This window comes from Streptococcus porcinus, assembly GCF_901542335.1.
Lineage (GTDB): Bacteria > Bacillota > Bacilli > Lactobacillales > Streptococcaceae > Streptococcus > Streptococcus porcinus_A.
The window spans coordinates 307,494-333,323 of sequence record NZ_LR594036.1; the positions used below are offsets into that span (position 1 = coordinate 307,494).

The 25,830-nt window shown below is 38.1% G+C and carries 24 protein-coding genes, 1 tRNA gene and 1 rRNA gene; 22 read left to right on the forward strand and 4 right to left on the reverse strand.

The features are described 5' to 3' along the window. The first annotated feature begins 345 nt into the window (after positions 1 to 345). The 20 genes from FGK96_RS01585 to FGK96_RS01685 all read left to right on the forward strand — a co-directional run bounded on the left by FGK96_RS01585 (position 346) and on the right by FGK96_RS01685 (position 19,089). A complete protein-coding gene (locus FGK96_RS01585; protein WP_138080767.1) occupies positions 346 to 2,397 on the forward strand; it encodes a BglG family transcription antiterminator in 2,052 nt (683 codons plus the stop codon). Between the two features lies 1 nt (position 2,398). Beyond that, positions 2,399 to 2,683 (forward strand): PTS sugar transporter subunit IIB, encoded by a 285-nt coding sequence (locus tag FGK96_RS01590; RefSeq protein ID WP_003082836.1) that lies wholly within the window; start codon positions 2,399 to 2,401, stop codon positions 2,681 to 2,683. A gap of 16 nt (positions 2,684 to 2,699) precedes the next feature. Then, the gene (locus FGK96_RS01595) at positions 2,700 to 4,079 is read left to right on the forward strand and encodes a PTS ascorbate transporter subunit IIC (RefSeq protein ID WP_138080769.1); all 1,380 of its coding nucleotides are present in this window, start codon (positions 2,700 to 2,702) and stop codon (positions 4,077 to 4,079) included. An 11-nt stretch (positions 4,080 to 4,090) separates the two neighbouring features. Then, positions 4,091 to 4,810: a transaldolase gene (locus FGK96_RS01600; protein ID WP_138080771.1), complete on the forward strand. Its 720-nt coding sequence runs from the start codon at positions 4,091 to 4,093 to the stop codon at positions 4,808 to 4,810. A 286-nt stretch (positions 4,811 to 5,096) separates the two neighbouring features. Beyond that, positions 5,097 to 7,292: a polyribonucleotide nucleotidyltransferase gene (gene pnp / locus FGK96_RS01605; protein ID WP_138080773.1), complete on the forward strand. Its 2,196-nt coding sequence runs from the start codon at positions 5,097 to 5,099 to the stop codon at positions 7,290 to 7,292. A 12-nt stretch (positions 7,293 to 7,304) separates the two neighbouring features. Continuing rightward, positions 7,305 to 8,045, forward strand: a complete 741-nt coding sequence (locus tag FGK96_RS01610) for an SseB family protein (RefSeq protein WP_138080775.1) — start codon at positions 7,305 to 7,307, stop codon at positions 8,043 to 8,045. An 11-nt stretch (positions 8,046 to 8,056) separates the two neighbouring features. Continuing rightward, positions 8,057 to 8,641: a serine O-acetyltransferase gene (gene cysE / locus FGK96_RS01615; RefSeq protein WP_138080777.1), complete on the forward strand. Its 585-nt coding sequence runs from the start codon at positions 8,057 to 8,059 to the stop codon at positions 8,639 to 8,641. Between the two features lie 26 nt (positions 8,642 to 8,667). Beyond that, positions 8,668 to 10,011, forward strand: coding sequence for a cysteine--tRNA ligase (gene cysS, locus FGK96_RS01620; protein ID WP_138080779.1), 1,344 nt, complete (start codon positions 8,668 to 8,670; stop codon positions 10,009 to 10,011). Continuing rightward, the gene (locus FGK96_RS01625; RefSeq protein ID WP_003083758.1) at positions 10,004 to 10,414 is read left to right on the forward strand and encodes a Mini-ribonuclease 3; all 411 of its coding nucleotides are present in this window, start codon (positions 10,004 to 10,006) and stop codon (positions 10,412 to 10,414) included. Before cysS ends, FGK96_RS01625 begins: the two co-directional genes overlap by 8 nt. Before the next feature lie 127 nt (positions 10,415 to 10,541). Then, positions 10,542 to 10,967 (forward strand): hypothetical protein, encoded by a 426-nt coding sequence (locus tag FGK96_RS01630; protein WP_138080781.1) that lies wholly within the window; start codon positions 10,542 to 10,544, stop codon positions 10,965 to 10,967. A 108-nt stretch (positions 10,968 to 11,075) separates the two neighbouring features. Then, the gene (rlmB, locus tag FGK96_RS01635; protein ID WP_138080783.1) at positions 11,076 to 11,822 is read left to right on the forward strand and encodes a 23S rRNA (guanosine(2251)-2'-O)-methyltransferase RlmB; all 747 of its coding nucleotides are present in this window, start codon (positions 11,076 to 11,078) and stop codon (positions 11,820 to 11,822) included. Positions 11,823 to 11,829: 7 nt separating this feature from the next. Next, a complete protein-coding gene (locus tag FGK96_RS01640) occupies positions 11,830 to 12,360 on the forward strand; it encodes an NYN domain-containing protein (protein ID WP_138080785.1) in 531 nt (176 codons plus the stop codon). 187 nt (positions 12,361 to 12,547) lie between these two features. Next, the gene (locus tag FGK96_RS01645) at positions 12,548 to 13,408 is read left to right on the forward strand and encodes a DegV family protein (RefSeq protein ID WP_138080787.1); all 861 of its coding nucleotides are present in this window, start codon (positions 12,548 to 12,550) and stop codon (positions 13,406 to 13,408) included. Positions 13,409 to 13,632: 224 nt separating this feature from the next. Continuing rightward, on the forward strand, positions 13,633 to 14,079 hold the full coding sequence (gene rplM / locus FGK96_RS01650) for a 50S ribosomal protein L13 (protein WP_003083327.1): 447 nt from the start codon (positions 13,633 to 13,635) through the stop codon (positions 14,077 to 14,079). A gap of 20 nt (positions 14,080 to 14,099) precedes the next feature. After that, a complete protein-coding gene (gene rpsI, locus FGK96_RS01655) occupies positions 14,100 to 14,492 on the forward strand; it encodes a 30S ribosomal protein S9 (RefSeq protein ID WP_138080789.1) in 393 nt (130 codons plus the stop codon). Between the two features lie 401 nt (positions 14,493 to 14,893). Then, complete coding sequence (locus FGK96_RS01660; protein WP_003083580.1) at positions 14,894 to 15,370, forward strand: DUF2127 domain-containing protein; 477 nt, start codon at positions 14,894 to 14,896, stop codon at positions 15,368 to 15,370. Positions 15,371 to 15,429: 59 nt separating this feature from the next. After that, positions 15,430 to 15,846, forward strand: a complete 417-nt coding sequence (locus FGK96_RS01665) for a GNAT family N-acetyltransferase (RefSeq protein ID WP_138080791.1) — start codon at positions 15,430 to 15,432, stop codon at positions 15,844 to 15,846. Positions 15,847 to 15,884: 38 nt separating this feature from the next. Further along, on the forward strand, positions 15,885 to 16,604 hold the full coding sequence (locus FGK96_RS01670) for an alpha/beta fold hydrolase (RefSeq protein ID WP_138080793.1): 720 nt from the start codon (positions 15,885 to 15,887) through the stop codon (positions 16,602 to 16,604). 417 nt (positions 16,605 to 17,021) lie between these two features. Next, positions 17,022 to 18,263 (forward strand): aminoacyltransferase, encoded by a 1,242-nt coding sequence (locus tag FGK96_RS01680; protein WP_138080797.1) that lies wholly within the window; start codon positions 17,022 to 17,024, stop codon positions 18,261 to 18,263. Positions 18,264 to 18,387: 124 nt separating this feature from the next. Next, the gene (locus tag FGK96_RS01685; RefSeq protein WP_138080799.1) at positions 18,388 to 19,089 is read left to right on the forward strand and encodes a gamma-glutamyl-gamma-aminobutyrate hydrolase family protein; all 702 of its coding nucleotides are present in this window, start codon (positions 18,388 to 18,390) and stop codon (positions 19,087 to 19,089) included. 212 nt (positions 19,090 to 19,301) lie between these two features. On the opposite strand, the gene FGK96_RS01690 is transcribed toward FGK96_RS01685, so the two are convergent. From FGK96_RS01690 to FGK96_RS01705, 4 genes are all read right to left on the reverse strand, one after another. Continuing rightward, the gene (locus FGK96_RS01690; protein WP_138080801.1) at positions 19,302 to 20,132 is read right to left on the reverse strand and encodes an energy-coupling factor transporter transmembrane component T family protein; all 831 of its coding nucleotides are present in this window, start codon (positions 20,130 to 20,132) and stop codon (positions 19,302 to 19,304) included. Then, the gene (locus tag FGK96_RS01695) at positions 20,104 to 21,804 is read right to left on the reverse strand and encodes an ABC transporter ATP-binding protein (protein WP_138080803.1); all 1,701 of its coding nucleotides are present in this window, start codon (positions 21,802 to 21,804) and stop codon (positions 20,104 to 20,106) included. The genes FGK96_RS01690 and FGK96_RS01695 overlap by 29 nt, the downstream gene beginning before the upstream one ends. A 13-nt stretch (positions 21,805 to 21,817) precedes the next feature. After that, positions 21,818 to 22,363 carry an ECF-type riboflavin transporter substrate-binding protein gene (locus FGK96_RS01700; protein WP_003085788.1) on the reverse strand — a complete coding sequence of 182 codons (546 nt, stop codon included), beginning with the start codon at positions 22,361 to 22,363 and terminating at the stop codon, positions 21,818 to 21,820. A gap of 67 nt (positions 22,364 to 22,430) precedes the next feature. Further along, a complete protein-coding gene (locus FGK96_RS01705) occupies positions 22,431 to 23,276 on the reverse strand; it encodes an SAM hydrolase/SAM-dependent halogenase family protein (protein WP_138080805.1) in 846 nt (281 codons plus the stop codon). A gap of 496 nt (positions 23,277 to 23,772) precedes the next feature. Here FGK96_RS01705 and FGK96_RS01710 point away from each other — a divergent pair. Continuing rightward, positions 23,773 to 25,321: ribosomal RNA gene (locus tag FGK96_RS01710) — 16S ribosomal RNA — on the forward strand. 222 nt (positions 25,322 to 25,543) lie between these two features. Beyond that, positions 25,544 to 25,616, forward strand: a tRNA-Ala gene (locus FGK96_RS01715). Positions 25,617 to 25,830 lie beyond the last annotated feature (214 nt).

A 25,830-nucleotide genomic window follows, 5' to 3' on the forward strand; every position in this document is an offset into this window, starting at 1 on the left:
ATTCAAAATTAAGCTGGTGGATTTAATTGTAAAGTGCCCTCGTTTCTTATTCTTCTTGATACTTTAAAGAGGGAAGTTGGTCAGTCAAAGGGTTTTTAGAGAGACTAATTTTGTTATTATAATTTTAATACCCCTTTGATAAGATAATAAATAATAGAAGATGGCATTTGCTTTTATTTTAATCTCGGTGGAGAGGATTGGTCATTTTTTAGGCCTATTAAACCCTTTGGTAAGTTATATAGAGTTGAGTACAATTGCTATCCGATTTTGTTTACTGATTTTGGACTCAATTATGCTTGAATATGAAAGCGCTTTAAAATATAATTCAAAATAGGAGGAGATGACATGTTATCTCAGGAGCTCGTCAGAAAATTTCAAATCTTTTTGAAATATCCCAACCGTAGTCTAGAGGATTTTGAATCTCTTTTAGGAATGCAGAAAAGAAATATTCTTACTGATATAGACAAAATTAATGATAGTCTCGTCCTTAATAACTTTCCTCCGATCACTTTTAAAGAGGGTAAGTTGAGTCCTTTGACAACAAGTGAAGATGAACTTTTGCAAGCTTCCTTGCCTCGCTTAGAAGATTATTATTTTCAAGATGAGCGACCAGATCTTATTATACTTTATATCCTGTTGTCTTCTGATTATGTTTCAATCAGTCATTTAGAGAGTTTTCTTCATATTAGTAGGAATTCAGTTTTAAGTGATTTAAAGGAAGTTCGTACAAAACTCCTTCCCTTTAGTGTTGAGTTGCTCTATACGCGGCAAAACGGTTATTTTTTAGTTGGGGAGACCTTGGCACTAAAGCGGTTGTTAGAAAGAACGATTAATCAGACATTAGCCTTTTCGTCTGGAAAATGGCTTTTAACCTATGTTTTGAAAGAGTTGACATTTGATGATGCGAGCCAGAAAATCACAAATATCCTTCATACTTTAGCGAGTCAATATCGTTTATCATTTATTTCGGAAAAAAGTCGTGAACTAACCTATTTGTTAACATTTTTAAATGCCAAACCCTTCTCGCCCGCCGGAACAATCCAGCAGATCTATCACGAATTGGGTGATTATTATCCTTTCACTAGCTTATTAGAGGAATTCTATTGCTATTATCCCAACCTAGAAAGGGAAAATGATTTTATTATAACACGACTTATTGGATGTATCCAAGGTGACCTGCACCATTTTTATCAAGAAGAAGTATATCTCATTATGGAAGAAATTATCAATTCTGTCTTGGTTAATACAGGTTTGACGCTAAAGGATAGCCTAGATTTACGTAAAAATTTATACAGTCATCTTCTGCCTGCCTATTATCGTATACGCTATGATGTGGAAATGGTAAACCCGTTGAAAGAACAGATTAAAGAAGATTATGCATCACTATTTTATTTGGTTAAACGAAGTCTTCTCCCTCTGGAACGAAGACTGAAAAAAGCAATTAGTGATGATGAGGTTGCTTATTTTACTATTCATTTTGGAAGTAAGTTAGAACGGCCGGCTAAGTCAGAAAAAAACCAATTGGTAGCTTTGTCGGTTTGTCCCAATGGTGTGAGTTCCTCTTTGATCTTACAATCTGAATTAAACGGCTTATTTCCACAGATTCAATTTATTGAAATTCATCAATTGGGAGATTTAGCTTTTCTTGATACTTCAACTTATGATCTGGTTTTTTCAACGGTAGATTTTCAAAGCGAAAAACCTGTTTATATCACACAACCATTAATGGGTGCTGTGGAAAAGATGTTATTGAAAAAGACCGTTTGTGAGGACTTTAATCTTCCCATTTCAAATCCAGTTACAGTTAATGAACTGTTAGATATTATTAGTAAACATACCACAATTACAGATAAAGAAGGTTTGACGCGTGATCTATCACAATATATTATTGGTAATCATCTCAAAAAAGAATTAGGAGGAAAAGGATTATTGGACTTATTAAAAAAAGAATTTATTCAACAATGTCAAGAAGTAGCTAACTGGCAAGAAGCCATTCGCTTAGCAGCTCAGCCATTGTTAAAAGAAAACATTATTGAAGAAAGATATATTGATGGGATGATTGCTTCGGTTAATGAATTAGGAGCCTATATTGTGTTAGCTCCTAAAGTCGCTGTCCCGCATGCTTCTCCTGATAAAGGCGCTAATGCGTTGGGGATTTCTCTTTTGAAATTAGAAAAACCAGTTAGTTTTGATATTAAGGAAGAAGGAGATGAAGAAAAGGATGTACAACTCATTTTTGCCTTAGCTGCGATTGACTCTAGTTCCCACTTAAAAGCCTTGCAAGAATTGTCCTTGATTCTTGACGATGATCAGAACATTGAGGCTATTATTGCAGCCAAAGATAAAAAAGAAATTTTAAACATTATGGCAAATATTATTGAAGAAGGAGATTTATAAGATGTTGAAAATTGTAACAGTATGTGGAAATGGAATTGGCTCAAGTCTATTGCTTCGTATGAAAGTGGAAGCTATTGCCAAAGATTTAGGAATTGCTGTTGATGCTGAATCATGCGACTCTAATGCAGCTGTTGGTAAGGGGGCAGATCTCTTTGTAACAGTAAAAGAGTTTAAAGATATTTTTCCTGAAGGAACAAAGCTCTGTATCGTTAAAAGCTATACAAATCGGAAAAAAATTGAAGAAGATTTGGTACCAGTTCTAAAAGAAATGTCTGGTCAAGATTAAGAAAAGGGGAAGTTTAATGGAAGCAATATTATCATTTTTTAGGGACATTTTAAAAGAACCTGCTTTTTTAATGGGACTCATTGCCTGTGTTGGCTTACTAGCTTTAAAAACTCCATGGCATAAGGTTTTAACAGGAACTATGGGGCCTATTCTTGGTTATTTGATGTTAGCAGCAGGTGCTGGAGTTATTGTGTCAAATTTGGATCCCCTGTCCCAATTGATTGAACATGGTTTTAACATTACAGGTGTTGTCCCAAACAATGAGGCGGTCACATCAGTAGCTCAAAAAATTCTCGGAGTAGAAACCATGTCTATCTTGGTAGTCGGACTCTTATTGAACTTAGCCTTTGCGCGCTTCACGCGCTTCAAATATATTTTCTTGACAGGACATCATAGTTTCTTTATGGCTTGTCTATTATCGGCAGTACTGGGAGCAGTAGGTTTCAAAGGAGCTGCACTCATTCTTTTAGGTGGTTTTTTACTTGGAGCTTGGTCTGCCATCTCACCGGCTATTGGTCAAAAATACACCCTCAAAGTTACTGATGGTGATGAAATAGCTATGGGGCATTTTGGTAGTCTAGGTTATTACTTATCTGCTTGGGTAGGTAGCAAAGTTGGAAAGGGTAGCCAAGATACCGAAGAACTTGAAATTTCTGAAAAATGGAGTTTTTTACGAAATACAACTATCTCCACTGGTCTAATAATGGTTATTTTCTATTTAATTGCAACAGTGGCTTCTATTCTGAGAGATCCGGCTGTCGCTAACAAATTAGCTGCGGGGCAAAATCATTTCATTTTTGCTATCAAGAGTGGGTTGACCTTCGCGGTAGGTGTTGCCATCGTATATGCTGGTGTTCGAATGATTTTAGCAGACTTAATCCCAGCCTTTCAAGGTATTGCTGATAAGTTGATTCCAAATGCTATTCCAGCTGTAGACTGCGCCGTTTTCTTTCCTTATGCACCAACTGCCGTTATCCTAGGTTTTGCCTCTAGTTTTATCGGCGGACTTATTGGTATGCTTATTTTAGGCGCAGCCGGCGGTGTGCTCATCATCCCAGGGATGGTTCCACACTTCTTCTGCGGTGCAACTGCGGGTATCTATGGGAACTCAACTGGTGGGCGTCGAGGTGCCATCGTTGGGGCTTTTGTCAATGGTTTATTCCTAGCTTTCTTACCTGCTATGCTATTACCAGTATTAGGAAAATTAGGATTCTCAAATACAACATTTGGTGATTTTGATTTTGGTGTTCTTGGTATTCTCCTTGGACGACTTGGTACTTCAATAGGTCAAGTTGGTATTTATATAGTGATTGCAGTAATGGCCTTAGTGTTGATTATTCCAAGTTTTATGTCGAAATCAAACCAAGCTATTAATAATATTACTGAAGAAAAATAAAGGAGGTTTTCATGGAAAAACAACTAAAGGTTAAGATCTTTTCAGACGGTGCTGTGCTAGAAAACATGATAACAGATTTAAACTCTGGTCTAGTCACAGGTTTTACAACCAATCCAAGTTTAATGAAAAAAGCTGGTATTACTTCTTATATTGGATTTGCTAAAGAGGTTTTAGGCAAAATCACAGAATACCCCGTATCATTTGAAGTCTTTGGGGATGATATTGCGACAATGCGTAAGGAAGCAGAACGGATTGCTAAACTTGGTGACAATGTTTATGTTAAAATTCCGGTGACGACTTCAAAAGGGGAGTCAACAGCTGAATTAATAAAGGAACTTTCTGAGAAAGGAATTAAGTTAAATGTAACGGCTATTTTTACTGTTGAGCAAACCCGTTTAGTTGTTGATCATTTGACATCGGGGGTTCCCGCAATTGTTTCGGTCTTTGCCGGCCGCATCGCTGATACAGGTCTAGATCCCGTACCAATTATGAAAGAAGCTTTGACAATTTGTCGTGAGAAAGAAGGTGTAGAGCTCCTTTGGGCCAGCCCTCGTGAAACTTTTAATATTTATCAAGCAGATGCACTTGGAGTTGATATTATTACTTGTACCAGTGATTTGATTGCTAAATTACCACTTGCAGGCAAAGATTTAAATCACTATTCACTTGAAACGGTACAAATGTTCTTGGAAGATAGTACAAGTTTAGGATTTAAAATTTTAGAGGACTAGTCTTGAAACATTGATTAGCTATCCTAAGAAGCTCAGAAATTGAGCTTCTTTTTTGTTTTTTTTATAAGTGGTAAAGGCGGAGAAACAGTGCTATTTTCAAGAATTTGTGGTAAAATTGTGTAGATACGACCATTTGATACAAAGAGGAGGTTGACAAGTTAGACTTGTCTGGTTGCTCTTTGTAGCAAAATCAGGAACGTATCCAAAAGATATTTTGAAAGGAAGAATTCTTGCTTGCCAGAGCAGTCAATGAATGGCACTTAGTAAGAATTCTGGTAGACATTTTATGGTTAAACAAACATTTACAAGGACTTTTGCAGGCAAACCACTCGTGGTTGAAGTTGGCCAAGTGGCGAAACAAGCAAATGGTGCAACTGTCGTACGCTATGGTGAATCAACAGTTCTAACGGCAGCAGTCATGTCTAAGAAAATGACTACAGGTGATTTTTTCCCACTTCAAGTTAATTACGAAGAAAAGATGTATGCAGCAGGAAAATTTCCCGGTGGCTTTATGAAGCGTGAAGGGCGTCCGTCTACTGACGCGACATTAACTGCTCGTCTCATAGACCGTCCGATTCGTCCTATGTTCGCAGAAGGATTTCGTAACGAGATTCAAGTCATTAACACAGTTCTTTCATATGATGAGAATGCTAGTGCTCCAATGGCAGCTATGTTCGGCTCATCACTTGCTTTATCAATCTCTGATATTCCCTTTAACGGGCCAATCGCAGGGGTACAAGTGGGGTACATTGATGGTCAATTTATCATCAACCCCGACAAAGCACAAATGGAGGCTTCGCTATTAGAATTAACAGTAGCTGGTTCCAAGGATGCTATTAATATGGTTGAATCTGGCGCGAAAGAATTGTCAGAGGACATTATGCTGGAGGCTCTATTAAAAGGTCACCAAGCTATTCAGGAATTAATTGCTTTCCAAGAAGAAATTGTTGCTGCGGTTGGTAAAGAGAAAACAGAAGTTGAATTGCTTCAAGTTGATACTGACCTACAAGCTGAAATTGTGACAAAATATAATGCTCAATTGCAAACAGCTGTGCAAGTTGAAGAGAAAAAAGCTCGTGAAGCTGCAACTGAAGAAGTTAAAGAAACTGTTAAAGCTGAGTATATGGAACGCTTTGCTGAAGATGAAAATCTAGCAACAATTATGCGTGATGTAGCAGAAATTCTAGAACAAATGGAGCATGCTGAAGTTCGTCGTTTAATTACAGAAGATAAGGTTCGTCCCGATGGTCGTAAGATTGATGAGATTAGACCACTAGATGCTCAAATTGATTTCTTGCCAAAAGTTCATGGTTCAGGACTCTTCACGCGTGGTCAAACACAAGCACTTTCAGTCTTAACTTTGGCACCTATGGGCGAAACCCAAATCATTGATGGTTTAGATGAAGAATACAAAAAACGTTTTATGCATCATTATAATTTCCCACAATATTCAGTCGGGGAAACAGGACGTTATGGAGCAGCTGGACGCCGTGAAATAGGTCATGGTGCTTTAGGAGAACGTGCCTTAGCTCAAGTTTTACCAAGTTTGGAAGAATTCCCATATGCTATTCGTTTGGTTGCTGAAGTTTTAGAATCAAATGGTTCTTCTTCTCAAGCCTCCATTTGTGCGGGAACTTTGGCTTTAATGGCAGGCGGAGTACCTATTAAGGCTCCAGTTGCTGGTATCGCAATGGGTCTTATCTCGGATGGAACAAACTACACGGTGCTTACAGATATCCAAGGCCTTGAAGATCATTTTGGCGATATGGACTTTAAAGTTGCTGGTACACGAGAAGGTATTACAGCACTTCAAATGGACATTAAAATTGAGGGCATTACCCCGCAAATTCTTGAAGAAGCACTAGCTCAAGCTAAAAAAGCTCGCTTTGAAATTTTAGACGTGATTGAAGCTACTATTGCAACACCGCGTCTCGAATTGGCACCAACAGCTCCAAAAATTGATACCATTAAAATTGATGTGGACAAAATCAAAGTGGTTATCGGTAAAGGTGGAGAAACCATTGATAAAATTATCGCGGAAACTGGTGTTAAAATTGATATTGACGATGAAGGAATGGTTCAAATTTTCTCTAGTGACCAAGAAGCAATCAACAGAACCAAAAAAATTATTGCTGGTTTAGTGCGTGAAGCTAGGGTTGGTGAAGTTTACCATGCTAAAGTAGTTCGTATTGAAAAATTTGGTGCTTTTGTTAACCTCTTTGACAAGACAGATGCCTTAGTTCATATTTCAGAAATTGCATGGACACGAACAGCCAATGTTTCGGACGTACTTGAAATAGGTGAAGAAGTTGATGTTAAAGTTATCAAGGTAGATGAAAAAGGACGCGTTGATGCGTCAATGAAAGCTTTGATCCCACGTCCTCCAAAAGCTGAGAAAAAAGAAGCAGATATTGCTAAAGATAAGGTAGCTAAGGAATCAGTGGTTTCATCAAAACAAGCTGAAACAAATGTAGAAAAATAGGATTAACGGGATATGAATGAAATAGATGCACGCTTGCGGGCTTTTATCAATGCACCGGATAACTTTTTAGATAGTGTGGGATTAGTTAATGCTTTTCATACTATTCCAGTTTGGGCAGCTAAAGAACCCTATGCTATTGAAATTGATGGTATTCAGGTGACACCGGTATTTACTGATAAGGAAGATATGGCTCTTTTTAAAGAAGAGCAAAAAAGTGCACAGAGCCACTACTGGCTTGAACGCTCTGCTATCGCTGTTTTAGAAGAGGTTATAAAATCAGGTGTAGCTGGGTTAGTCTTCAATTTGAAGAAAAAAGGTGATTTTGGTAATTCCACTATCTTTAAAAGCAGTGACATGATTCAATTCATTAATAATTACACGACTATTTTGAATGCCGTAATGAGTGATAGTAATCAAGAAGCTGATGTTATGGAAAAAATCTATTTAGTACCGGCTTTTGTGAATATTAAGAGTGAAAACACTTATGATCGATTTTTTCCAACAATGTCAACACCAGAAGGGAAATCCTATATTCCAGCTTTTACAAACTTAGAAAGTTTTGCGAAGTGGTATAATCAAGAGGAATTTGGCGGAGCTTTTAGAAAAGCTCAAGGCGTTATTTTGACATGGAAGATTGCAGATATTTATCAACCTAGGAATGGCGAAAATGAAATTGAAGAAAGTGTCGGAGTGGCCATTAATCCTTTTGATGACCAGCAAATCTTAATGGATTGGACTGATATTGATATTTAAGAGGAGGCAGAATGGGCTGGTGGAAAAAAAGTATTGATATTGTGAAAGAGTTAGACCCAGCCGCACGTAGCTCACTAGAAGTTATTTTAACTTACCCCGGATTAAAAGCTTTAGCGGCACACCGTGTTTCACATTTCTTGTGGACGAATGGCTTTAAATTATTGGCCCGGATGCACAGTCAGTTTTGGCGTTTTCTAACACATATTGAAATTCATCCAGGAGCTACTATAGCAGCAGGTGTTTTTATTGACCATGGTGCTGGCTTAGTTATTGGTGAAACAGCGGAGATTGAAGAGGGCGTTATGCTTTATCATGGCGTTACTCTAGGAGGTACAGGAAAAGATTGGGGTAAACGTCATCCAACTGTCCGTAAAGGAGCCTTGATTTCTGCTCATGCTCAGATTATAGGCCCTATTGAAATCGGAGCGGGTGCTAAAGTAGGAGCAGCAGCTGTGGTTCTATCTGATGTTCCAGAAGATGTGACAGTGGTTGGAGTGCCGGCTAAAGTGGTTCGTGTTCATGGCCAAAAAGATGTGCTTAAAATTCAGTCAATTGAGCATCAACGTGAGGAATCTTATTACTCTTCAAAATTATAAAAAGAAATAAGCAAAGGAAAGAATGCATGATCAAAATATATGATACAATGACCCGCAGTTTACGTGATTTTGTTCCCTTAAAGGAAAATCAAATCAGTATGTATGTCTGTGGACCAACTGTTTATAATTACATTCATATTGGGAATGCACGATCTGCTGTGGCCTTTGATACTATTCGTCGCTATTTTGAATATAGTGGCTATAATGTTAATTATATTTCCAACTTTACAGATGTAGATGATAAAATTATTAAAGCCGCTGCTGAAGCGGGAATATCTCCGAAAGCCTTAGCTGATAAATTTATTGAAGCTTTTATGGCTGACACAAAACAATTAGGCATCAAACCTGCCAGTCAAAACCCAAGGGTTATGGATTATATGGGAGAAATTATAACCTTTGTGCAAGAGCTTATTCAAAAAGGCTTTGCCTATGAATCAGCTGGAGATGTTTACTTTCGCGTCACCAAATCGGAGAATTATGCTCGGCTTGCCAACAAAACGCTAGCAGACCTTGAAGTAGGAGCTAGTGGCCGGACTGATGCTGAAATGGCTTTAAAGGAAAATCCACTTGATTTTGCTCTTTGGAAATCGGCTAAGCCGGAGGAAATTTCTTGGGACAGTCCTTGGAGTAAAGGACGTCCAGGTTGGCATATTGAGTGTTCGGTCATGGCAACAGAAATTTTAGGGGATACCATTGATATTCACGGTGGCGGTGCGGATTTAGAGTTTCCACACCATACTAACGAAATTGCCCAGTCAGAAGCTAAAACAGGCCAAAGATTTGCCAACTATTGGATGCACAATGGTTTTGTCAATGTGGATAATGAAAAGATGTCCAAGTCGCTTGGCAATTTTGTAACCGTGCATGATATGCTAGAATCAGTAGATGGTCAAGTGCTCCGCTTTTTCTTAGCAACACAACAATATCGAAAACCTATCAATTTTACTGAAAAAGCCATTCATGATGCTGAAGTCAACCTTAAGTACTTAAAGAATACTTACCTACTTCCTCTTCAAACGATGTCTGATACTAATCGCTTGTTTGATTTCAAAAAGTCTTTCAAAGAGGCTATGGACGATGATTTCAATGCTGCTAATGGTATAACGGTAATTTTTGATTTTGCTAAATGGATTAATTCTGGTCATTATGATCAAACCATCAAAACTGCTTTTGGAGAAATGTTAGAGGTTTTTGGTATTGTTTTTCAAGAAGAAGTTTTAGACAGCGAAGTTGAAGCTTTGATTGCGGAACGACAAACAGCGCGTGCGGCACGTGATTTTGCTAAAGCTGATAGCATTCGTGATCAACTTGCTACACAAGGGATAAAACTCTTGGATACAAAAGATGGTGTGAGGTGGACACGTGACTGATATTGATGTCAATCTCATTAACGGTATTGCATTAGCCTTTGAGGGGGATGCCGTTTACTCTTATTATATCCGTAAGCACTTGATTTTTACAGGTCAAACCAAACCTAATCAGTTACACCACTTAGCAACGCGTTATGTATCTGCAAAGGCACAGGCAAGTCTTGCTCAGAAAATGTTAGAAGCTCAGCTATTAACAGAAAAAGAAGAGGACATTTACCGACGTGGTCGCAATACCAATAGCCATACCAAGGCTAAAAATGCTGATGTGGTCACTTACCGCATGTCAACAGGGTTTGAAGCTCTCATGGGATATTTGGATATGACTGATCAAAAGGAACGTTTGGAAGCCCTGATTACTTGGTGTATTGACGAGGTCGAAAAGACGACGGAAAAAGAGAGTTAATGCCTCTCTTTTTTTCGTGCTCTGTGTAGAGGTAAGTGACCACATCGAAAAACTATCATCGAGTTTTTTCTTGTAAAATGCTCCTTTTTTATATACAATGACAGTAGTAGGAGAATCAGGAGGACAAATGATGAAAAAAATGAGAGATTTAAAAGTTATTTGCTGTTTTGCCGCATTTATTTTGGGGCTCGCTACATTTATAACAGTGCCACAAGTGTCTGCTGAAGAACATATTGCACCGGTAAAAACAGAAACCGCTTCAGAACAAACTAGTGGGCTAATGGTTAATGCTCAACTGCGTGAACGACAACCTATTATCGATTGTAAATTAGCTATTAGCCCAGAATTGGCAAAAGGAGGAGAAGCTATTATTCAGTTATTGGATAGCCAAGGCAATGTTTTAGCGACTATTCCTTACCAGATGCAAGCTGGTTGGCAAAGTATGATAGCTTGGTTTGATATGACGGGCTATAAAGCTGGTGATTACAGTATTAAAACGAGTTACAATGGCCAAAGTGCGCAGACTGACCTAATACACTATCACCTAAAATAAGCTCTTTTCAGACAGCACTCCTGCCAGTAACTGGTAGGAGTTTTAAATTGAGCGAAAAAAGATTCAGGTAGGTCTCTCTTTGTCTGCTTTCGTGTTATAATAGGACTTATGAAAGAAAATGATATGATTGAAACTAATGACGTGGTCTATGGGGTACATGCAGTAACCGAGAGCCTAAATGCTAATACTGGAAATAAACTTTACATTCAAGAAGATTTACGAGGGAAAAATGTAGATACCATTAAGAATCTAGCAAGAGACAAAAAAGTTTCCATCTCTTGGGCTCCTAAAAAAACCTTATCTGATATGACAGAAGGAGCTGTGCACCAAGGGTTTGTACTTCGTGTCTCTGCCTTTGCTTACAGTGAGTTGGAAGCTCTTATTGCAAAAGCAGAGAAGGAAGAAAATCCATTAATATTAGTTCTAGATGGCTTAACAGACCCTCATAACTTTGGTTCTATTTTGAGAACAGCAGATGCTACAAAAGTGTGTGGTGTAGTTATTCCAAAGCACCGTGCTGTCGGAGTAACGCCAGTTGTAGCAAAAACATCAACAGGTGCAGTAGAACATGTTCCTATCGCTAGGGTCACTAATCTTAGCCAAACCTTGGACAAACTGAAGGAAGCCGGTTTTTGGATTTTTGGGACCGATATGGATGGGACACCAGTTCAGGAATGGAATACATCAGGAAAGCTAGTTCTTATCATAGGTAGTGAGGGAAAAGGCATTTCAACTAATATCAAAAAACAAGTAGATGAAATGATTACGATTCCCATGGGTGGTCATGTGCAGAGCTTGAATGCAGGTGTCGCAGCGGCTGTGCTGATGTATGAAGTTTTCCGCCATAAACTCTAGGATAATTATGAAGAAAAAAATACTCTTAGTTGACGGCTATAACATGATTGCTTTTTGGGAAGAAACGCGTCAACTCTTTAAAACCAATCAGTTAGATCAGGCTAGAACAATTCTTTTAAATAAGCTCAACAACTACGCGCATTTTGAAAAAATTGATATTATCTGCGTTTTTGATGCACAATTCGTACCAGGGGTACGTCAACGTTATGATCAATATATGATTTCTGTCATTTTTACTGAAGAAGAAACAGCCGATTCTTATATTGAGCGGACAGCAGCAGAGCTCAATACTGTTCTTAACCTCGTTGAAGTAGCCACCAGTGATCTTAATGAACAGTGGACAATATTTTCAAAGGGGGCTCTACGAGTTCCAGCACGAGAGCTGGAAAGACGGGTCAATACCGTCAAATCAGATTTGGATCAAATGTCTAAAACGATTGAAATGAAAAGGCCAAAGCTTCGTCCTTTTGAACAAGGGAAGATGCAAGAGCTCAAAGACCTAATGGATGATTTAGATTCGGGGAGTTTCGAAAAATAGTAGACCTCTGGATATCAGAAAGGCTCTCTTTTGCAAAGAAGGGCCTTTTTGAGATTGATAATTGATAAAAATTAGGTGCTAGTACTGATAAAACCTTAAAAAGCTTGCGTCTTAGCTTAGTTTCTGCTAGAATAACAAAATAATACTTTGACAATCGAATAAAAAACATTATCAATAAGGAGCTGCCATGTCATTTTTTTTATTAACAGATTCAACAGCTGATTTGGATCCTCAATGGGCTGAAGAGCATCAAGTTGAGGTTGTGGGACTAAGCATTGAATGTGAAGGGAAGATTTATTCAACTGTAGGATCTGAGGCTTTAACGAGCCAAGATCTGTTAGCTATGATGAAAGCCGGTAGCAAACCAACAACGAGTCAGATCAACGTCGGTACTTTTGAAGAAATTTTTCGTCGTCATGCTAAAAACCAAGATGACCTTCTCTATATTGCTTTTTCATCGGTACTTTCAGGAACTTATCAAAGTGCTCTTATAGCTCGTGAGATGGTCTTGGAAGAATATCCTGATGCGGTAATTGAGATTGTGGATACCCTAGCGGCAGCTGGCGGGGAAGGGTATCTGTCAATTCTTGCAGCGGAAGCCAGAGACAAGGGGCGGAGTCTACAAGAAACCAAGGCTATGATTGAGGATATTCTACCTCGGCTTCGGACCTACTTTTTAGTGGATGACCTTTACCACCTCATGCGTGGTGGTCGTTTGTCAAAAAGCTCTGCTATTATAGGAAGTTTAGCAAGTATTAAACCAATTCTTTGGATTAATCGAGCAGGGAGCTTGGTGCCCATTGCAAAAGTCCGAGGACGTAAAAAGGCTATTAATGAAATCATGAAACAAGTAGTTGGAGATATTGCTCATTCAACTGTTATCATTGGTTATTCTGATGATTTGGAATCTGCTCAGAAATTGCGGGATGCTTTGCTAGAGAATCCTCAAATTAGCGATGTCTTAATTATGCCAATAGGCCCTGTTATTGCAGCTCACGTGGGCCCTAATACGCTAGCAGCATTTGCAATTGGTAAAGAAGTTCGATAAGTTATTAATAAGTCAAAATGAGTGCATAACAGTCTTTTTGTCAGATAAAATCAAAAAAATAAAAATGATAAAGTACTTGCTAGTGGCAAGTATTTTTGATATTATAGTAGGCGGTATTGTTTACCCCATTTGAAAGGCCCCGGAACCTTCCAAATACCTTTGCGTGGGACGGAACACCCACCAACACTTGTAAACAAATATTACGAATTCGTATAGGAGAAATCATGAACAAAACAACTTTCATGGCTAAAACTGGCCAAGTTGAACGCAAATGGTACGTTGTTGACGCAACAGATGTACCTCTTGGACGTCTTTCTGCAGTAGTTGCTAGCATACTTCGCGGAAAAAACAAACCAACATTTACCCCACATACTGATACAGGTGATTTTGTAATTGTTATCAATGCTGAAAAAGTTAAATTAACTGGTAAAAAAGCAACTGATAAAATTTACTACACTCACTCAATGTACCCAGGTGGATTAAAATCAATCTCAGCAGGTGAACTTCGTTCCAAAAATGCTGTGCGTTTGATTGAAAAATCTGTAAAAGGCATGCTTCCACATAACACTCTTGGACGTGCACAAGGTATGAAATTGAAAGTCTTCGTTGGCGGTGAACACACTCACGCAGCACAACAACCAGAAGTACTTGACATCTCAGGACTTATCTAAGAGGAAAGGAGCATTATATAATGGCACAAGCACAATATGCAGGAACTGGTCGTCGTAAAAACGCTGTTGCACGCGTTCGTTTACTTCCAGGAACTGGTAAAATCACAGTTAACAACAAAGATGTTGAAGAATACATCCCACATGCTGACTTACGTTTAGTTATCAACCAACCTTTCGCAGTAACATCTACTGAAGGTTCATATGATGTATTTGTAAACGTAAACGGTGGTGGTTACGGTGGACAATCAGGAGCTATCCGTCATGGTATCGCTCGTGCATTGCTACAAGTAGACCCAGACTTCCGCGACGCATTAAAACGCGCTGGACTTCTTACACGTGACGCACGTATGGTAGAACGTAAAAAACCAGGTCTTAAGAAAGCCCGTAAGGCATCACAATTCTCAAAACGTTAATATACACTTATATATCAACATTTGGAAACACTTCATGGTTCACACCATGGGGTGTCTTTTGATGATACCGCTTTATTAGTATATAGCAAGTAGGTGATTTCCCTCAACATTCAAAGGTGGAGTATTTTAAGTATTAGTCTGTTCTAGGTATATGATGATATTTTGTGTTAGGCATCCTTTGTATTTCCTTATGAAGTTACTTAATGTGATTATTTAAGAAATATTGTGAGATAACTCTCTTCATGGGATTTCTATTAAATTAGGAGAAATTAAGTCGTTAAAATGATGTCTAGAAATTAGTTTTGATTAAGAAAAATGTGTTATTATATCATAAAGATGACCACCTGTTGGCAGGCGGTGCAGACACGAGACTTGTAAAAGAAAGGAAGAGATAGATTAGAATGAGAACTAGAAATAATGTAGAATTAGTTGACAAGAGCTTCAAAATCATGTTGTTTTTCAAGCTAGCTTTTGCTGCTGGTGAATCAATTGCGGGGATACTGCTTTATTTTTTTAAAAATGAAACAATACATATGTTTATTGCTTTTTTAACTTCAGGAGAAATAGCTAAGAATCCAAACGCTTTTATTGCAAGTCATCTTGTACAACTGGGACAATTAATAACAGTTTCTGGTCAAAGGTTAGCAGCTATTTATCTCTTATTACATGGTGTATTGAAGCTTTTGACCTTATTTCTCTTGCTTCGGAGAAAGCTTTGGGCTTATCCTTTATCTATTTTAGTTTTCGTTGGTTTTATTATTTATCAATTAAGAGAATTTATGGTAACTCATCACTATAGTATGATTGCATTAACTCTTTTTGACCTTATTTTGATTTTATTAACTTACTTAGAATATAAAAATTTAAAAGGTGATTAAACGTTTTGCGAGACATCTCTTAATATGTTTTGTTAGTTAAGACAAAGAGAGGAATAAAAATGGAGTATGTTATTAATAAGTTATTGCCATCACATGAAGCACTACAGGAACTTTACTTAAGTGTTGGTTGGGATATTTATGTTGCAAGAAATAAGAATATGCAACTACTTTTAAAAAATGCTTATACATATGTCGCAGCCTGGCATGGCGAAAAATTGGTCGGTTTATGTCGAGTGATTAGTGATGGCTTGACTATTGCGTATATTCAAGATATTTTAATAAGCCCTGAATTTCAGAACAAAGGGTTAGGCTCTCATCTCATGGAGGATATATATCAACAACTAGAAGGTATACGACAAATTGTATTAATAACAGATGCAACTTCCAAAACGATCGCGTTTTACAAAGCAAATCAATTGAAAATGCTTGATGAATACGACTGTGTGGGCTTTATGAGATTAAATGATAATATTTAAATAGTGTAGAATTAACTGTTTAGAAAGTGAAATTAATAATGTACTATAAAACACAAACGGGGAATGAGCTTTATTACGAAATTCATGGGCATGGCTATCCCATTATTTTCTTTCATGGCAATGGTCAATCTTTGGCTTACTTTGAGCCACAGCTGCATTTAGCAAGTTGCTATCAGTTGATTATGATTGATACTCATGGGCATGGCAAGTCGGGAGCGCTCACCCAGAAAATGAGTTTTGCTCAAATAGCAGAGGAAATTCATGACTTATTGAATTTTCTGAAGTTGGAGAGCTATATTTTAGTAGGTCACAGTGATGGAGCTAACTTAGCTATTGCATATGAAAATCTCTTTCCCGATCGAGTAACGGGCCTGCTTCTAAATGCAGGTAATATTAGATTTACAGGCTTACATTGTCATTATATTTTTAGCATTAGTTTCAGAGTTCTGAAACTAGCTCTAGAGAGCATCGTTGACCCTGAAAAAAAGAATGCTTACTTTGTTGCTCGACTCATGATGGCAAATCAGATCATTCAGACGAGCCTTATGTCTAACACAATCCCTGTTTTTGTTCTTGTTGGTCAAAATGATATGATTCGCTCAAGTCATTCGATGACCATCGCTGAGAGCTATGATAATAGTAGGATGATTACCATACCAAAGTTAGGTCATAATATTAATAGAAAACCTACTATTCTTGATACGATATTGACAGAGTTGGTGAGAGAAGCAGTGCCGGAGCTAGGAACTTCAAGATAAACAAAAAGAACTTTTTTTAAAGTTCTCAGATTGAAGAAAAAGTCCATTTTGGACAAGTTTCTTCAATCTTTTTTCATTATCATGAAAAACAAAAACTCTCATAAATATTGGAATATCAACATTTCTAAGAGTTTAATATTTTGTCATTTTACGCAAGTCTATTCAAATTTTTTATTTTTAGGAGTTTGTCTATGTTCTCAGAATTTTTTTAAAAGTTCTTTTTATTTATCTTTGGGTTGAACTTATGAATAGTCTAGGTTTTCAAGTTAAAAACGATTAATATTATTAAATTAAAAAGATAATATATTTTATTAAGAAACAGTTTACATTTAGATGTCTGTATGGTAACATAAAAATATAATTTGTAACAAAAAAGAAATATTAGTAACAAAAAAGTAATTTAATGATGGAGAATTTATGGCAAATCGTTATGTGATTAAAATAGGTATCAGTGCGGAAGAACATGACACCTTCGTCAAAGCAAGCAAACAAATCAACTTATTACAAAGTAGTTATTGGGCTGAGGTTAAACATCATTGGCAGCATGAACGAATCGGAGTTTATCATGATAGTCAGTTAATAGCTTCCATGTCATTATTGATTAAGTCCTTACCATTAGGATTATCCATGATTTATATCCCCCGTGGACCTGTCATGGACTACAATAACCGGGACCTAGTCGTTTTTGTTGTTAACATGCTTAAGGATTATGCGAAACAAAAAAACGCCCTCGTGATTAAGTGTGATCCAGCGCTTATTTTTAAACAATATAAATTGAGTGACTCTATCCGGGCTGTTCGTAAATCTGGCCAGGATGCTATAGATGCTATGATTGATGCTGGAGCCAAATGGTCCGGTTTAACAGTGCAAATGTCTGAAACAATTCAGCCACGTTTTCAAGCAAATTGTTACCTTGACAAAGATTTAGTAGAAACGTTTCCTAAGCACACCAAACGTTTGATGACAGATGCTAGGAAAAGAGGAGTTGAAGTATATCGAGCCGCTCCCAGTGATTTAACAGCTTTTGCACAAGTGGTCTCCTTAACAGAAGATAGAAAACATATTAGTTTACGAGATTTAGATTATTTTAAACAATTAATGACGATCTACGGTGATGACGCTTATCTGCACTTGGCTAAGATTAATATTCCTACTCAGCTAAACTATCTGCAAACAGAATTATTAGAAGTGGAGCATAACTTACGTTTTGTAGAAAGTCATCAAAGAAAGAAGCTTCGCAAATTGAACAATCAGAAAGAGGCTCTGCTAAAAAATATTTCCGAATGTGAAAGGTTTTCTGAAAAGTACCCTCAAGAAGTGGTGATTGCGGGGATTCTCTCAATTGCTTATGGCCAGTCAATGGAGATGTTATATGCAGGTATGAATGATGATTTTAAAAAATATTATCCTCAATATTTACTTTATCCTAAAGTTTTTGAAGACGCCTACCATCATGGTATTAGCTGGGCTAATATGGGAGGAATTGAAGGAGATCTGAGCGATGGCTTAACGAAGTTCAAAGCAAATTTCGATCCATGTATCGAGGAATATATTGGAGAGTTTAATATTCCCGTCAGTCCTCTCTATCATCCTTTCAATTTATTTTACAAATGCCACAAACGTTTTCGTTTTTTTAGACATCATTTCCCCCGTAAATAAGTCTAATCCTATAAATTATTAAATCAGGTTAATTTTTTTATTAGTGTGATTACAACTTTATAATACCAAGCCTATGGTGATTATGCTAAAATAAGCCTATTATTTCAAATAGGGGGCAGTGATAGTGAAAAAACCGATTGTCGGAATAACTGGGAATGTCAGTAAAGAAAAAAGCAAGGATACTTGGGAGAATGGAATCACTCGAACTTATAGTTCAACTGTTTTTTTAGATATCGTCCTGAAAACGGGTGGTTTGCCTATCATTTTACCGATCGGTTCAGAGCAGACGGTCAAAGATTATGTGACAATGGTTGATAAATTGATTCTAACTGGAGGTCAACATGTCTCCCCTCACTTTTATGGTGAAAAGCGAAGCATTAAAAGTGATGATTACAATGAAGATAGAGATGTTTTTGAGAGTCAATTAATTATGGAGGCACTCAAACAAAATAAGCCCATACTAGCGATTTGTCGTGGTGCCCAACTAGTCAATGTCGTCTTAGGTGGAACTTTAAATCAGTCTATATCTAACCATTGGCAAGAGCAAGCGCCAAATCAGGCTCACCAATCTATCCATGTTTCTGAAGGTAGTATTTTGTTTCCTATCTATGGAAATAGTAGTCAGGTTAATTCACTACATATACAGTCTATAAAGACATTAGCCCCTGAATTGAAAGCAATCGCTTGGGATAATAAAGATCAGACTATTGAGGCTGTATATAGTTGTAAACATCGTCTATTAGGTTTACAATGGCATCCAGAATTACTCTTATCAACAAAACCGGAGAATCAGGCAATTTTTGATTTTTTTGTCAATCAATTGTAAGTTGAATAGAAGGTTTGTAACTTTTTAACGATAATAGAAATTTAATCCGATAATTATCATCTACGACCTCTGTACGTACCAAGTCAAATGGAGAAAGTTTCAAAAGGAGCCTTGGTGTAATAAAAAAGCAACTAGCTATCAATCAGCTAGTTGCTTTTTATTCGAAGGTGTAGTTAATCCGCCAATATAGATGCTATCCATGGTTTAGTTTTTTACGAAAAGGGATTATAAAATCGTCCACGATTACTAAAAAATAAAAGGATGGTAATTAAGACGATAAATAGCGCAAGTCCAATAGCTAAATAATCTGCTTTAGTAAAAGGCTTGGCACTGTACCAAGTTCGTTTCTTTTCTTTACCGAAACGCCGCAGTTCCATAGCTGTAGAGACGGTGTCAATTCGTTCTAAAGAACTGAAAATAAGTGGAATAATGATTTGCAGGTTACCTTTAATCCGGTCAATTAATTTAGCTTTTTGGGATAATTCAAGACCACGAGCTTCCTGTGATGTTCGAATGGTGTGAAATTCTTCTTGCACATCTGGGATATAGCGTAAAGTCAAGCTAAGAGCGTAGGCAACTTTGTATGGTAAGCCAATTTGATTTAAACTAGAGGCGAATTGGCTAGGGTGAGTGGTAGTTAGAAATAATATAGCTAGCGGAACTGTCGAGAAATATTTTAAACCGAGATTGAGCAAATAAAATAGTTCTTGGCTGGTCAGATTATAACTTCCCCAGCCTTTTATCAAGACTGTTTGTGACTGATAAATCTCTTGTCCGTAGGTCGGTGCAAAAAGGTAAACCATAAGGATATTCATGATAGCAAAGAAAGTCACGAATGAAATGACAAATGATATGTTTTTCCAAGGGATTTTAGCCGTTCTTAATAAGTAAAGAGATAGTAGCCCAATAAAAAGAATGAGACGGGTATCGTAAGTTGTCATACAGGCAACAGAGACTAATATAAAAAAGATCAGTTTGCTGGCGCCAGATAACTGATGAATAAATGTTCCAGTGTTATGGTAACCGATCAATCTCTGAGGCATGTCGTCCCCTTTCTTTTGCAATATAGTATCTTGTCATATCAATTGGATTGCAAGCTGTTTTTTCTGCTAAGTGGAATAAACTAGTCTTTTTTAAATAGGCTTTATTAAGAATATCTTCATCTGAAAGTATGTTCTCAGGCTTATCATCTGCGATGATGTGACCATGACTAAGGACAATAGCCCGATCGGCATATTCCATCATCAATTGCATATCATGCGTAATCATAACAATGGTATGCCCTTTTTGGTGAAGTTGGTTCAGAAAATTCATTATTTCAGTGTAGTTTTTCTTATCTTGTCCGGCTGTTGGTTCGTCTAAAATAATAATTTCTGCTCCTAGAACAAGAATAGAAGCAATCGTTACCCTTTTTTTCTGTCCAAAAGAAAGGGCAGAGATAGGCCAATTGCGATAGGGATATAAGCCACAGGTTTGCAATGTTTCATTGACTTTGTGTGTTATTTCGTCTTCTGTAAAGCCACGTAAGCGTAACCCTTCAGCTACTTCGTCAAATATGGCAGATTTGCTAATCATCTGATTGGGGTTTTGTAGGACATAGCCTATTCTATCCGCACGTTCCTTAATGGAATCCCTAGAGATATCTTTTCCACCGTAGGTCATAGTGAAGTCACCTTCAAGGAATTGACACATGATTTTTGCTAAAGTTGATTTTCCGGCACCATTTTGTCCAACAATAGCCACTCTTTCTGCTTTGTTTAGAGTTAAGTTTATGTTATCAAGTATAGGGGTGTTTTTATCATAGCTAAAGGTTAAGTTTTGGATACTTAGGAGAGGTTCTTTTGGGATGTCGACTTCTTGTCGTTTTGGACCGCTTAGTGTTGTGATAGGAGGTAAGTCTAAATTATCAAGTTGGTCAAGCTGGCCTAGGGTTCTAATATCAAAGCCGAAATCGCGTAAACAAGTTAGGTATAGTGGTTCTCTGATGCCATTTTGCTCGAGGATATTGCTAGCGAGCAACTGATCTGAGCTTCCATCAAAGAGAATAATACCATCATTAATTAGGATAATTTTATCAACGTGGCGATAAAGAACATCTTCCAAACGATGCTCAATGATGATGGTGGTTGCTTGGGTACTCTTATGGATACGATCAATTAAATCAATGGTATCCAGTCCGGACCTTGGGTCTAAATTAGCTAATGGCTCATCAAATAAGAGGATGGGGCTTTCATCGATCAGAACGCCTGCCAAACTAACCCTCTGCTTTTGTCCTCCAGAAAGGTCTTGAGGCCGTTTAGCTAGATGATTGCTTATATCAAGTGTTTTGCTCCAATAATTGATGTGGTTATTCATCTCTGACTGTGGGATACAATCATTTTCTAAAGCAAAGGCGATATCTTCAGCTACCGAAAGTCCAATAAATTGGCCATCGGGATCTTGGAGAACGGTTGATACTAATTTTGATTTTTCATAAATAGATAAATCAAAAGCTTCTTTATCGTTGATAAGCAAGGAGCCACTGTGCTCACCTTTAAAATGGTTGGGGATAATCCCATTTAAACAGTTACCAATTGTTGACTTACCGCTGCCAGAGGGCCCGATAATTAGCACTTTTTGCCCCTTCTCTATAGCTAGATTAAGATTTGAAAGTGTCGGTAGGGATTGAGCGTCATATTTAAAACTGAAATTTTTGAATTGGATAGCATTAGTCATTAGTTTTTGAATTTTAATCCTTTGTCAGGCTACCTGATTTGGTACGAGTATTGGTGTAAGCAACTAAGAGTAAGGTTCCACCAATACCGATTGTAACAATATTTGCTAGGCCTGCAAAAAGCCCCTGGGTAAAAACTTTATTAGCTGGCTCATGATAAATAAGCACATCACCTAGCGGTGCAACAAGAGCCCAAGAAATAATATTTACAACAATTTGAGTAATATTAAATAGAAAAATGTCCTTTTTGGTAAAAATGCCTTGTGTCAATTTTAATTTTTTTTGTAAGAAACCAATACCTAACCCAACAAGTGCACTAGGGATAACCCAGGACCACCAAACTGATCCATAAGAAATCATATCTTTAAGCATATGACCAAAGAAACCAATGAAAAAACCGGCTATCGGACCGAAAACAACAGCAAATAAAGCTTGTACGGCATACTGTAAAGAGATTGTTGTATTGGTAAAAACGGTAATAGGTACAAAAATACCAATGATAATAAACAAAGCAGCACCGATGCCAATAGCAACAACGGTTTTAATGGATAAGTTATTCATAATATAATCCTTTTTCTTCTATAAAAAAGTAGCAACAATTGGTTTAGTTAATGAAATTTTCTTAATATTAGCTCATTTTCTTGATATCAAGATGCCAGTTTTGTCCGACACCAATGTTATAAGCTTTTGCAAAAGAACCTTGATTGATAGCTAAGCCGACACGGTAAAGTGAATTAATGTAAAGAATTGGTTGACCAATGCGAACATCAGCAAATGACTTTCCATAGGTTACTTGATTTTGATAAACTAGCATATCATTATTAAATATAGTAACTTCGAAACGATCACCAAATTCAGGACGGAGGTGTTGGAATTCTGCTCTGGTTATTGATGTCCATAAAGAGCCAAATCGAACATCTAAGATGTCGATGACACCACTCACGATCCCCTCATTGATTACAGTGTTGACAACAGGAACCTCGACAATAGCATCAACCGATAACTCCGGGCCAACTTCTTCAAAAGAAATATGTCCAGAGGCAAGTTTTGCTCCCGTATAAGCATAAACATCTCTACCGTGGAAAGTATAGGAAAATTCAGTATTTTCACGTCTGTTTTTCACTTCCGAAATTTCTCTAATTGCTTCAATACCAATATGTTTTTTTATGTAAGAAAGAGTACCATTATCAGGTGTAACAATGTATTGATTGTTTTTAGTTAAGGCAACAACGCTTTTACGTTTTGAACCTACTCCAGGGTCAACTACGGAAACAAAAGTAGTACCTTCGGGCCAGTAATTAATAGTTTGGAAGAGCCGATAAGAGGCTTCAAAAATGTTATATGGTGAGATATCATGGGTTAGATGATGAACTTGAATAGCTTGGTCTTCTTGTAAGGCTACACCAACCATGGCAGAAACTGCTCCATCGACTAAGCCAAAGTCAGATTGTAAAACCAGTAAATTATTAGACATGGTTAATCACTCCTCCGTTATCATAATACCTTTATTTTATCATAAAGACTCACTTAAAAGAATAGGAAATTATGCTGAGGTTCCTATAGTCAAGAACTATAGGAACAAAACTGCAAAAGCTAAGGAATGAAACCAATATAGAAGTAGCAATAATATATATGGATATTGTAAAATCTTTAATATAGGAAAAACAGAAAAAAACTTTTCAAATTAGAAATAATTATCTTGACAAAGTGTAAAAAGGTGGGTATACTAATAAAGTTGCTAAAAGAGCAACCCAGTCATCATCAAAGCCAAATAAATTGAAAAAAGATATTGACAAAGAAGATGATAGCTGATAGAATAAAATAGTTGTCTCGTAAGAGATTCAAGACCTTTGAGAACTGAATAAGACAAGAAAAAACCAAACGTGAGGGTGATATGCAAGACATATTACCCGTCAATCAAAAAAGTAATAAATCTGTCAGCGACAGAAAAAGAACGAGTAAGTTCAAACTAAAATGAGAGTTTGATCCTGGCTCAGGACGAACGCTGGCGGCGTGCCTAATACATGCAAGTAGAACGCAGAGGACAGGTGCTTGCACCAGTCTAATGAGTTGCGAACGGGTGAGTAACGCGTAGGTAACCTACCTTATAGCGGGGGATAACTATTGGAAACGATAGCTAATACCGCATGAAAGTAGAAGACACATGTCATCTACTTAAAAGGGGCAAATGCTCCACTATGAGATGGACCTGCGTTGTATTAGCTAGTTGGTGAGGTAAAGGCTCACCAAGGCGACGATACATAGCCGACCTGAGAGGGTGATCGGCCACACTGGGACTGAGACACGGCCCAGACTCCTACGGGAGGCAGCAGTAGGGAATCTTCGGCAATGGGGGGAACCCTGACCGAGCAACGCCGCGTGAGTGAAGAAGGTTTTCGGATCGTAAAGCTCTGTTGTTAGAGAAGAACGGTAATGGGAGTGGAAAATCCATTACGTGACGGTAACTAACCAGAAAGGGACGGCTAACTACGTGCCAGCAGCCGCGGTAATACGTAGGTCCCGAGCGTTGTCCGGATTTATTGGGCGTAAAGCGAGCGCAGGCGGTTTGATAAGTCTGAAGTTAAAGGCTGTGGCTTAACCATAGTTCGCTTTGGAAACTGTCAAACTTGAGTGCAGAAGGGGAGAGTGGAATTCCATGTGTAGCGGTGAAATGCGTAGATATATGGAGGAACACCGGTGGCGAAAGCGGCTCTCTGGTCTGTAACTGACGCTGAGGCTCGAAAGCGTGGGGAGCAAACAGGATTAGATACCCTGGTAGTCCACGCCGTAAACGATGAGTGCTAGGTGTTAGGCCCTTTCCGGGGCTTAGTGCCGGAGCTAACGCATTAAGCACTCCGCCTGGGGAGTACGACCGCAAGGTTGAAACTCAAAGGAATTGACGGGGGCCCGCACAAGCGGTGGAGCATGTGGTTTAATTCGAAGCAACGCGAAGAACCTTACCAGGTCTTGACATCTTTCTGACCGTCCTAGAGATAGGATTTCCCTTCGGGGCAGGAGAGACAGGTGGTGCATGGTTGTCGTCAGCTCGTGTCGTGAGATGTTGGGTTAAGTCCCGCAACGAGCGCAACCCCTATTGTTAGTTGCCATCATTAAGTTGGGCACTCTAGCGAGACTGCCGGTAATAAACCGGAGGAAGGTGGGGATGACGTCAAATCATCATGCCCCTTATGACCTGGGCTACACACGTGCTACAATGGTTGGTACAACGAGTCGCAAGCCGGTGACGGCAAGCTAATCTCTTAAAGCCAATCTCAGTTCGGATTGTAGGCTGCAACTCGCCTACATGAAGTCGGAATCGCTAGTAATCGCGGATCAGCACGCCGCGGTGAATACGTTCCCGGGCCTTGTACACACCGCCCGTCACACCACGAGAGTTTGTAACACCCGAAGTCGGTGAGGTAACCATTTAGGAGCCAGCCGCCTAAGGTGGGATAGATGATTGGGGTGAAGTCGTAACAAGGTAGCCGTATCGGAAGGTGCGGCTGGATCACCTCCTTTCTAAGGAAATGGAAGACGTTTGGTCATGTCTTATTTAGTTTTGAGAGGTCTTATTTAAGTCATGAGAACGTTAAGAAATCTGTATGAAAATAGGAAATTGACGCTGTGTGCTTGCACAGAAGGAAATTTATCTTTTTCACTAAGATTTTAGTTCGAATACAATTAAGCTTCACGTAATAGAATAGTACCACCACTAATAATGTAACAACCAGTTTATTAGTCGGGGCCTTAGCTCAGCTGGGAGAGCGCCTGCTTTGCACGCAGGAGGTCAGCGGTTCGATCCCGCTAGGCTCCATTATCTAGGATACAAAGAGATGTTCGGCTTGCCGAAATTTCTGTAGAAAATTAGGAATCTGACACAGTGTGCTTGCACACAAGGAAGGTTATCTATTTTCCTAAGAAATTAATCTCGTGTTCAACTAGATAAATGATATTTGAATACGAACCTAAACTTACTAGAAATAAGTCAAAACCATCTCGTGTCTGAAGACACATCACTGGTTTGTTCC

Coding starts and splice junctions, on each gene's coding strand:
- cysE (WP_138080777.1), top strand. CDS start 8,057: ATGGGCTGGTGGAAAAAAAGTATTGATATTGTGAAAGAGTTAGACCCA.
- pnp (WP_138080773.1), top strand. CDS start 5,097: ATGGTTAAACAAACATTTACAAGGACTTTTGCAGGCAAACCACTCGTG.
- rlmB (WP_138080783.1), top strand. CDS start 11,076: ATGAAAGAAAATGATATGATTGAAACTAATGACGTGGTCTATGGGGTA.
- FGK96_RS01695 (WP_138080803.1), bottom strand. CDS start 21,804: ATGACTAATGCTATCCAATTCAAAAATTTCAGTTTTAAATATGACGCT.
- FGK96_RS01670 (WP_138080793.1), top strand. CDS start 15,885: ATGTACTATAAAACACAAACGGGGAATGAGCTTTATTACGAAATTCAT.
- FGK96_RS01665 (WP_138080791.1), top strand. CDS start 15,430: ATGGAGTATGTTATTAATAAGTTATTGCCATCACATGAAGCACTACAG.
- cysS (WP_138080779.1), top strand. CDS start 8,668: ATGATCAAAATATATGATACAATGACCCGCAGTTTACGTGATTTTGTT.
- FGK96_RS01690 (WP_138080801.1), bottom strand. CDS start 20,132: ATGCCTCAGAGATTGATCGGTTACCATAACACTGGAACATTTATTCAT.
- rplM (WP_003083327.1), top strand. CDS start 13,633: ATGAACAAAACAACTTTCATGGCTAAAACTGGCCAAGTTGAACGCAAA.
- FGK96_RS01700 (WP_003085788.1), bottom strand. CDS start 22,363: ATGAATAACTTATCCATTAAAACCGTTGTTGCTATTGGCATCGGTGCT.
- FGK96_RS01705 (WP_138080805.1), bottom strand. CDS start 23,276: ATGTCTAATAATTTACTGGTTTTACAATCTGACTTTGGCTTAGTCGAT.
- FGK96_RS01630 (WP_138080781.1), top strand. CDS start 10,542: ATGATGAAAAAAATGAGAGATTTAAAAGTTATTTGCTGTTTTGCCGCA.
- FGK96_RS01595 (WP_138080769.1), top strand. CDS start 2,700: ATGGAAGCAATATTATCATTTTTTAGGGACATTTTAAAAGAACCTGCT.
- FGK96_RS01680 (WP_138080797.1), top strand. CDS start 17,022: ATGGCAAATCGTTATGTGATTAAAATAGGTATCAGTGCGGAAGAACAT.
- FGK96_RS01640 (WP_138080785.1), top strand. CDS start 11,830: ATGAAGAAAAAAATACTCTTAGTTGACGGCTATAACATGATTGCTTTT.
- FGK96_RS01590 (WP_003082836.1), top strand. CDS start 2,399: ATGTTGAAAATTGTAACAGTATGTGGAAATGGAATTGGCTCAAGTCTA.
- FGK96_RS01585 (WP_138080767.1), top strand. CDS start 346: ATGTTATCTCAGGAGCTCGTCAGAAAATTTCAAATCTTTTTGAAATAT.
- FGK96_RS01660 (WP_003083580.1), top strand. CDS start 14,894: ATGAGAACTAGAAATAATGTAGAATTAGTTGACAAGAGCTTCAAAATC.
- rpsI (WP_138080789.1), top strand. CDS start 14,100: ATGGCACAAGCACAATATGCAGGAACTGGTCGTCGTAAAAACGCTGTT.
- FGK96_RS01600 (WP_138080771.1), top strand. CDS start 4,091: ATGGAAAAACAACTAAAGGTTAAGATCTTTTCAGACGGTGCTGTGCTA.
- FGK96_RS01645 (WP_138080787.1), top strand. CDS start 12,548: ATGTCATTTTTTTTATTAACAGATTCAACAGCTGATTTGGATCCTCAA.
- FGK96_RS01610 (WP_138080775.1), top strand. CDS start 7,305: ATGAATGAAATAGATGCACGCTTGCGGGCTTTTATCAATGCACCGGAT.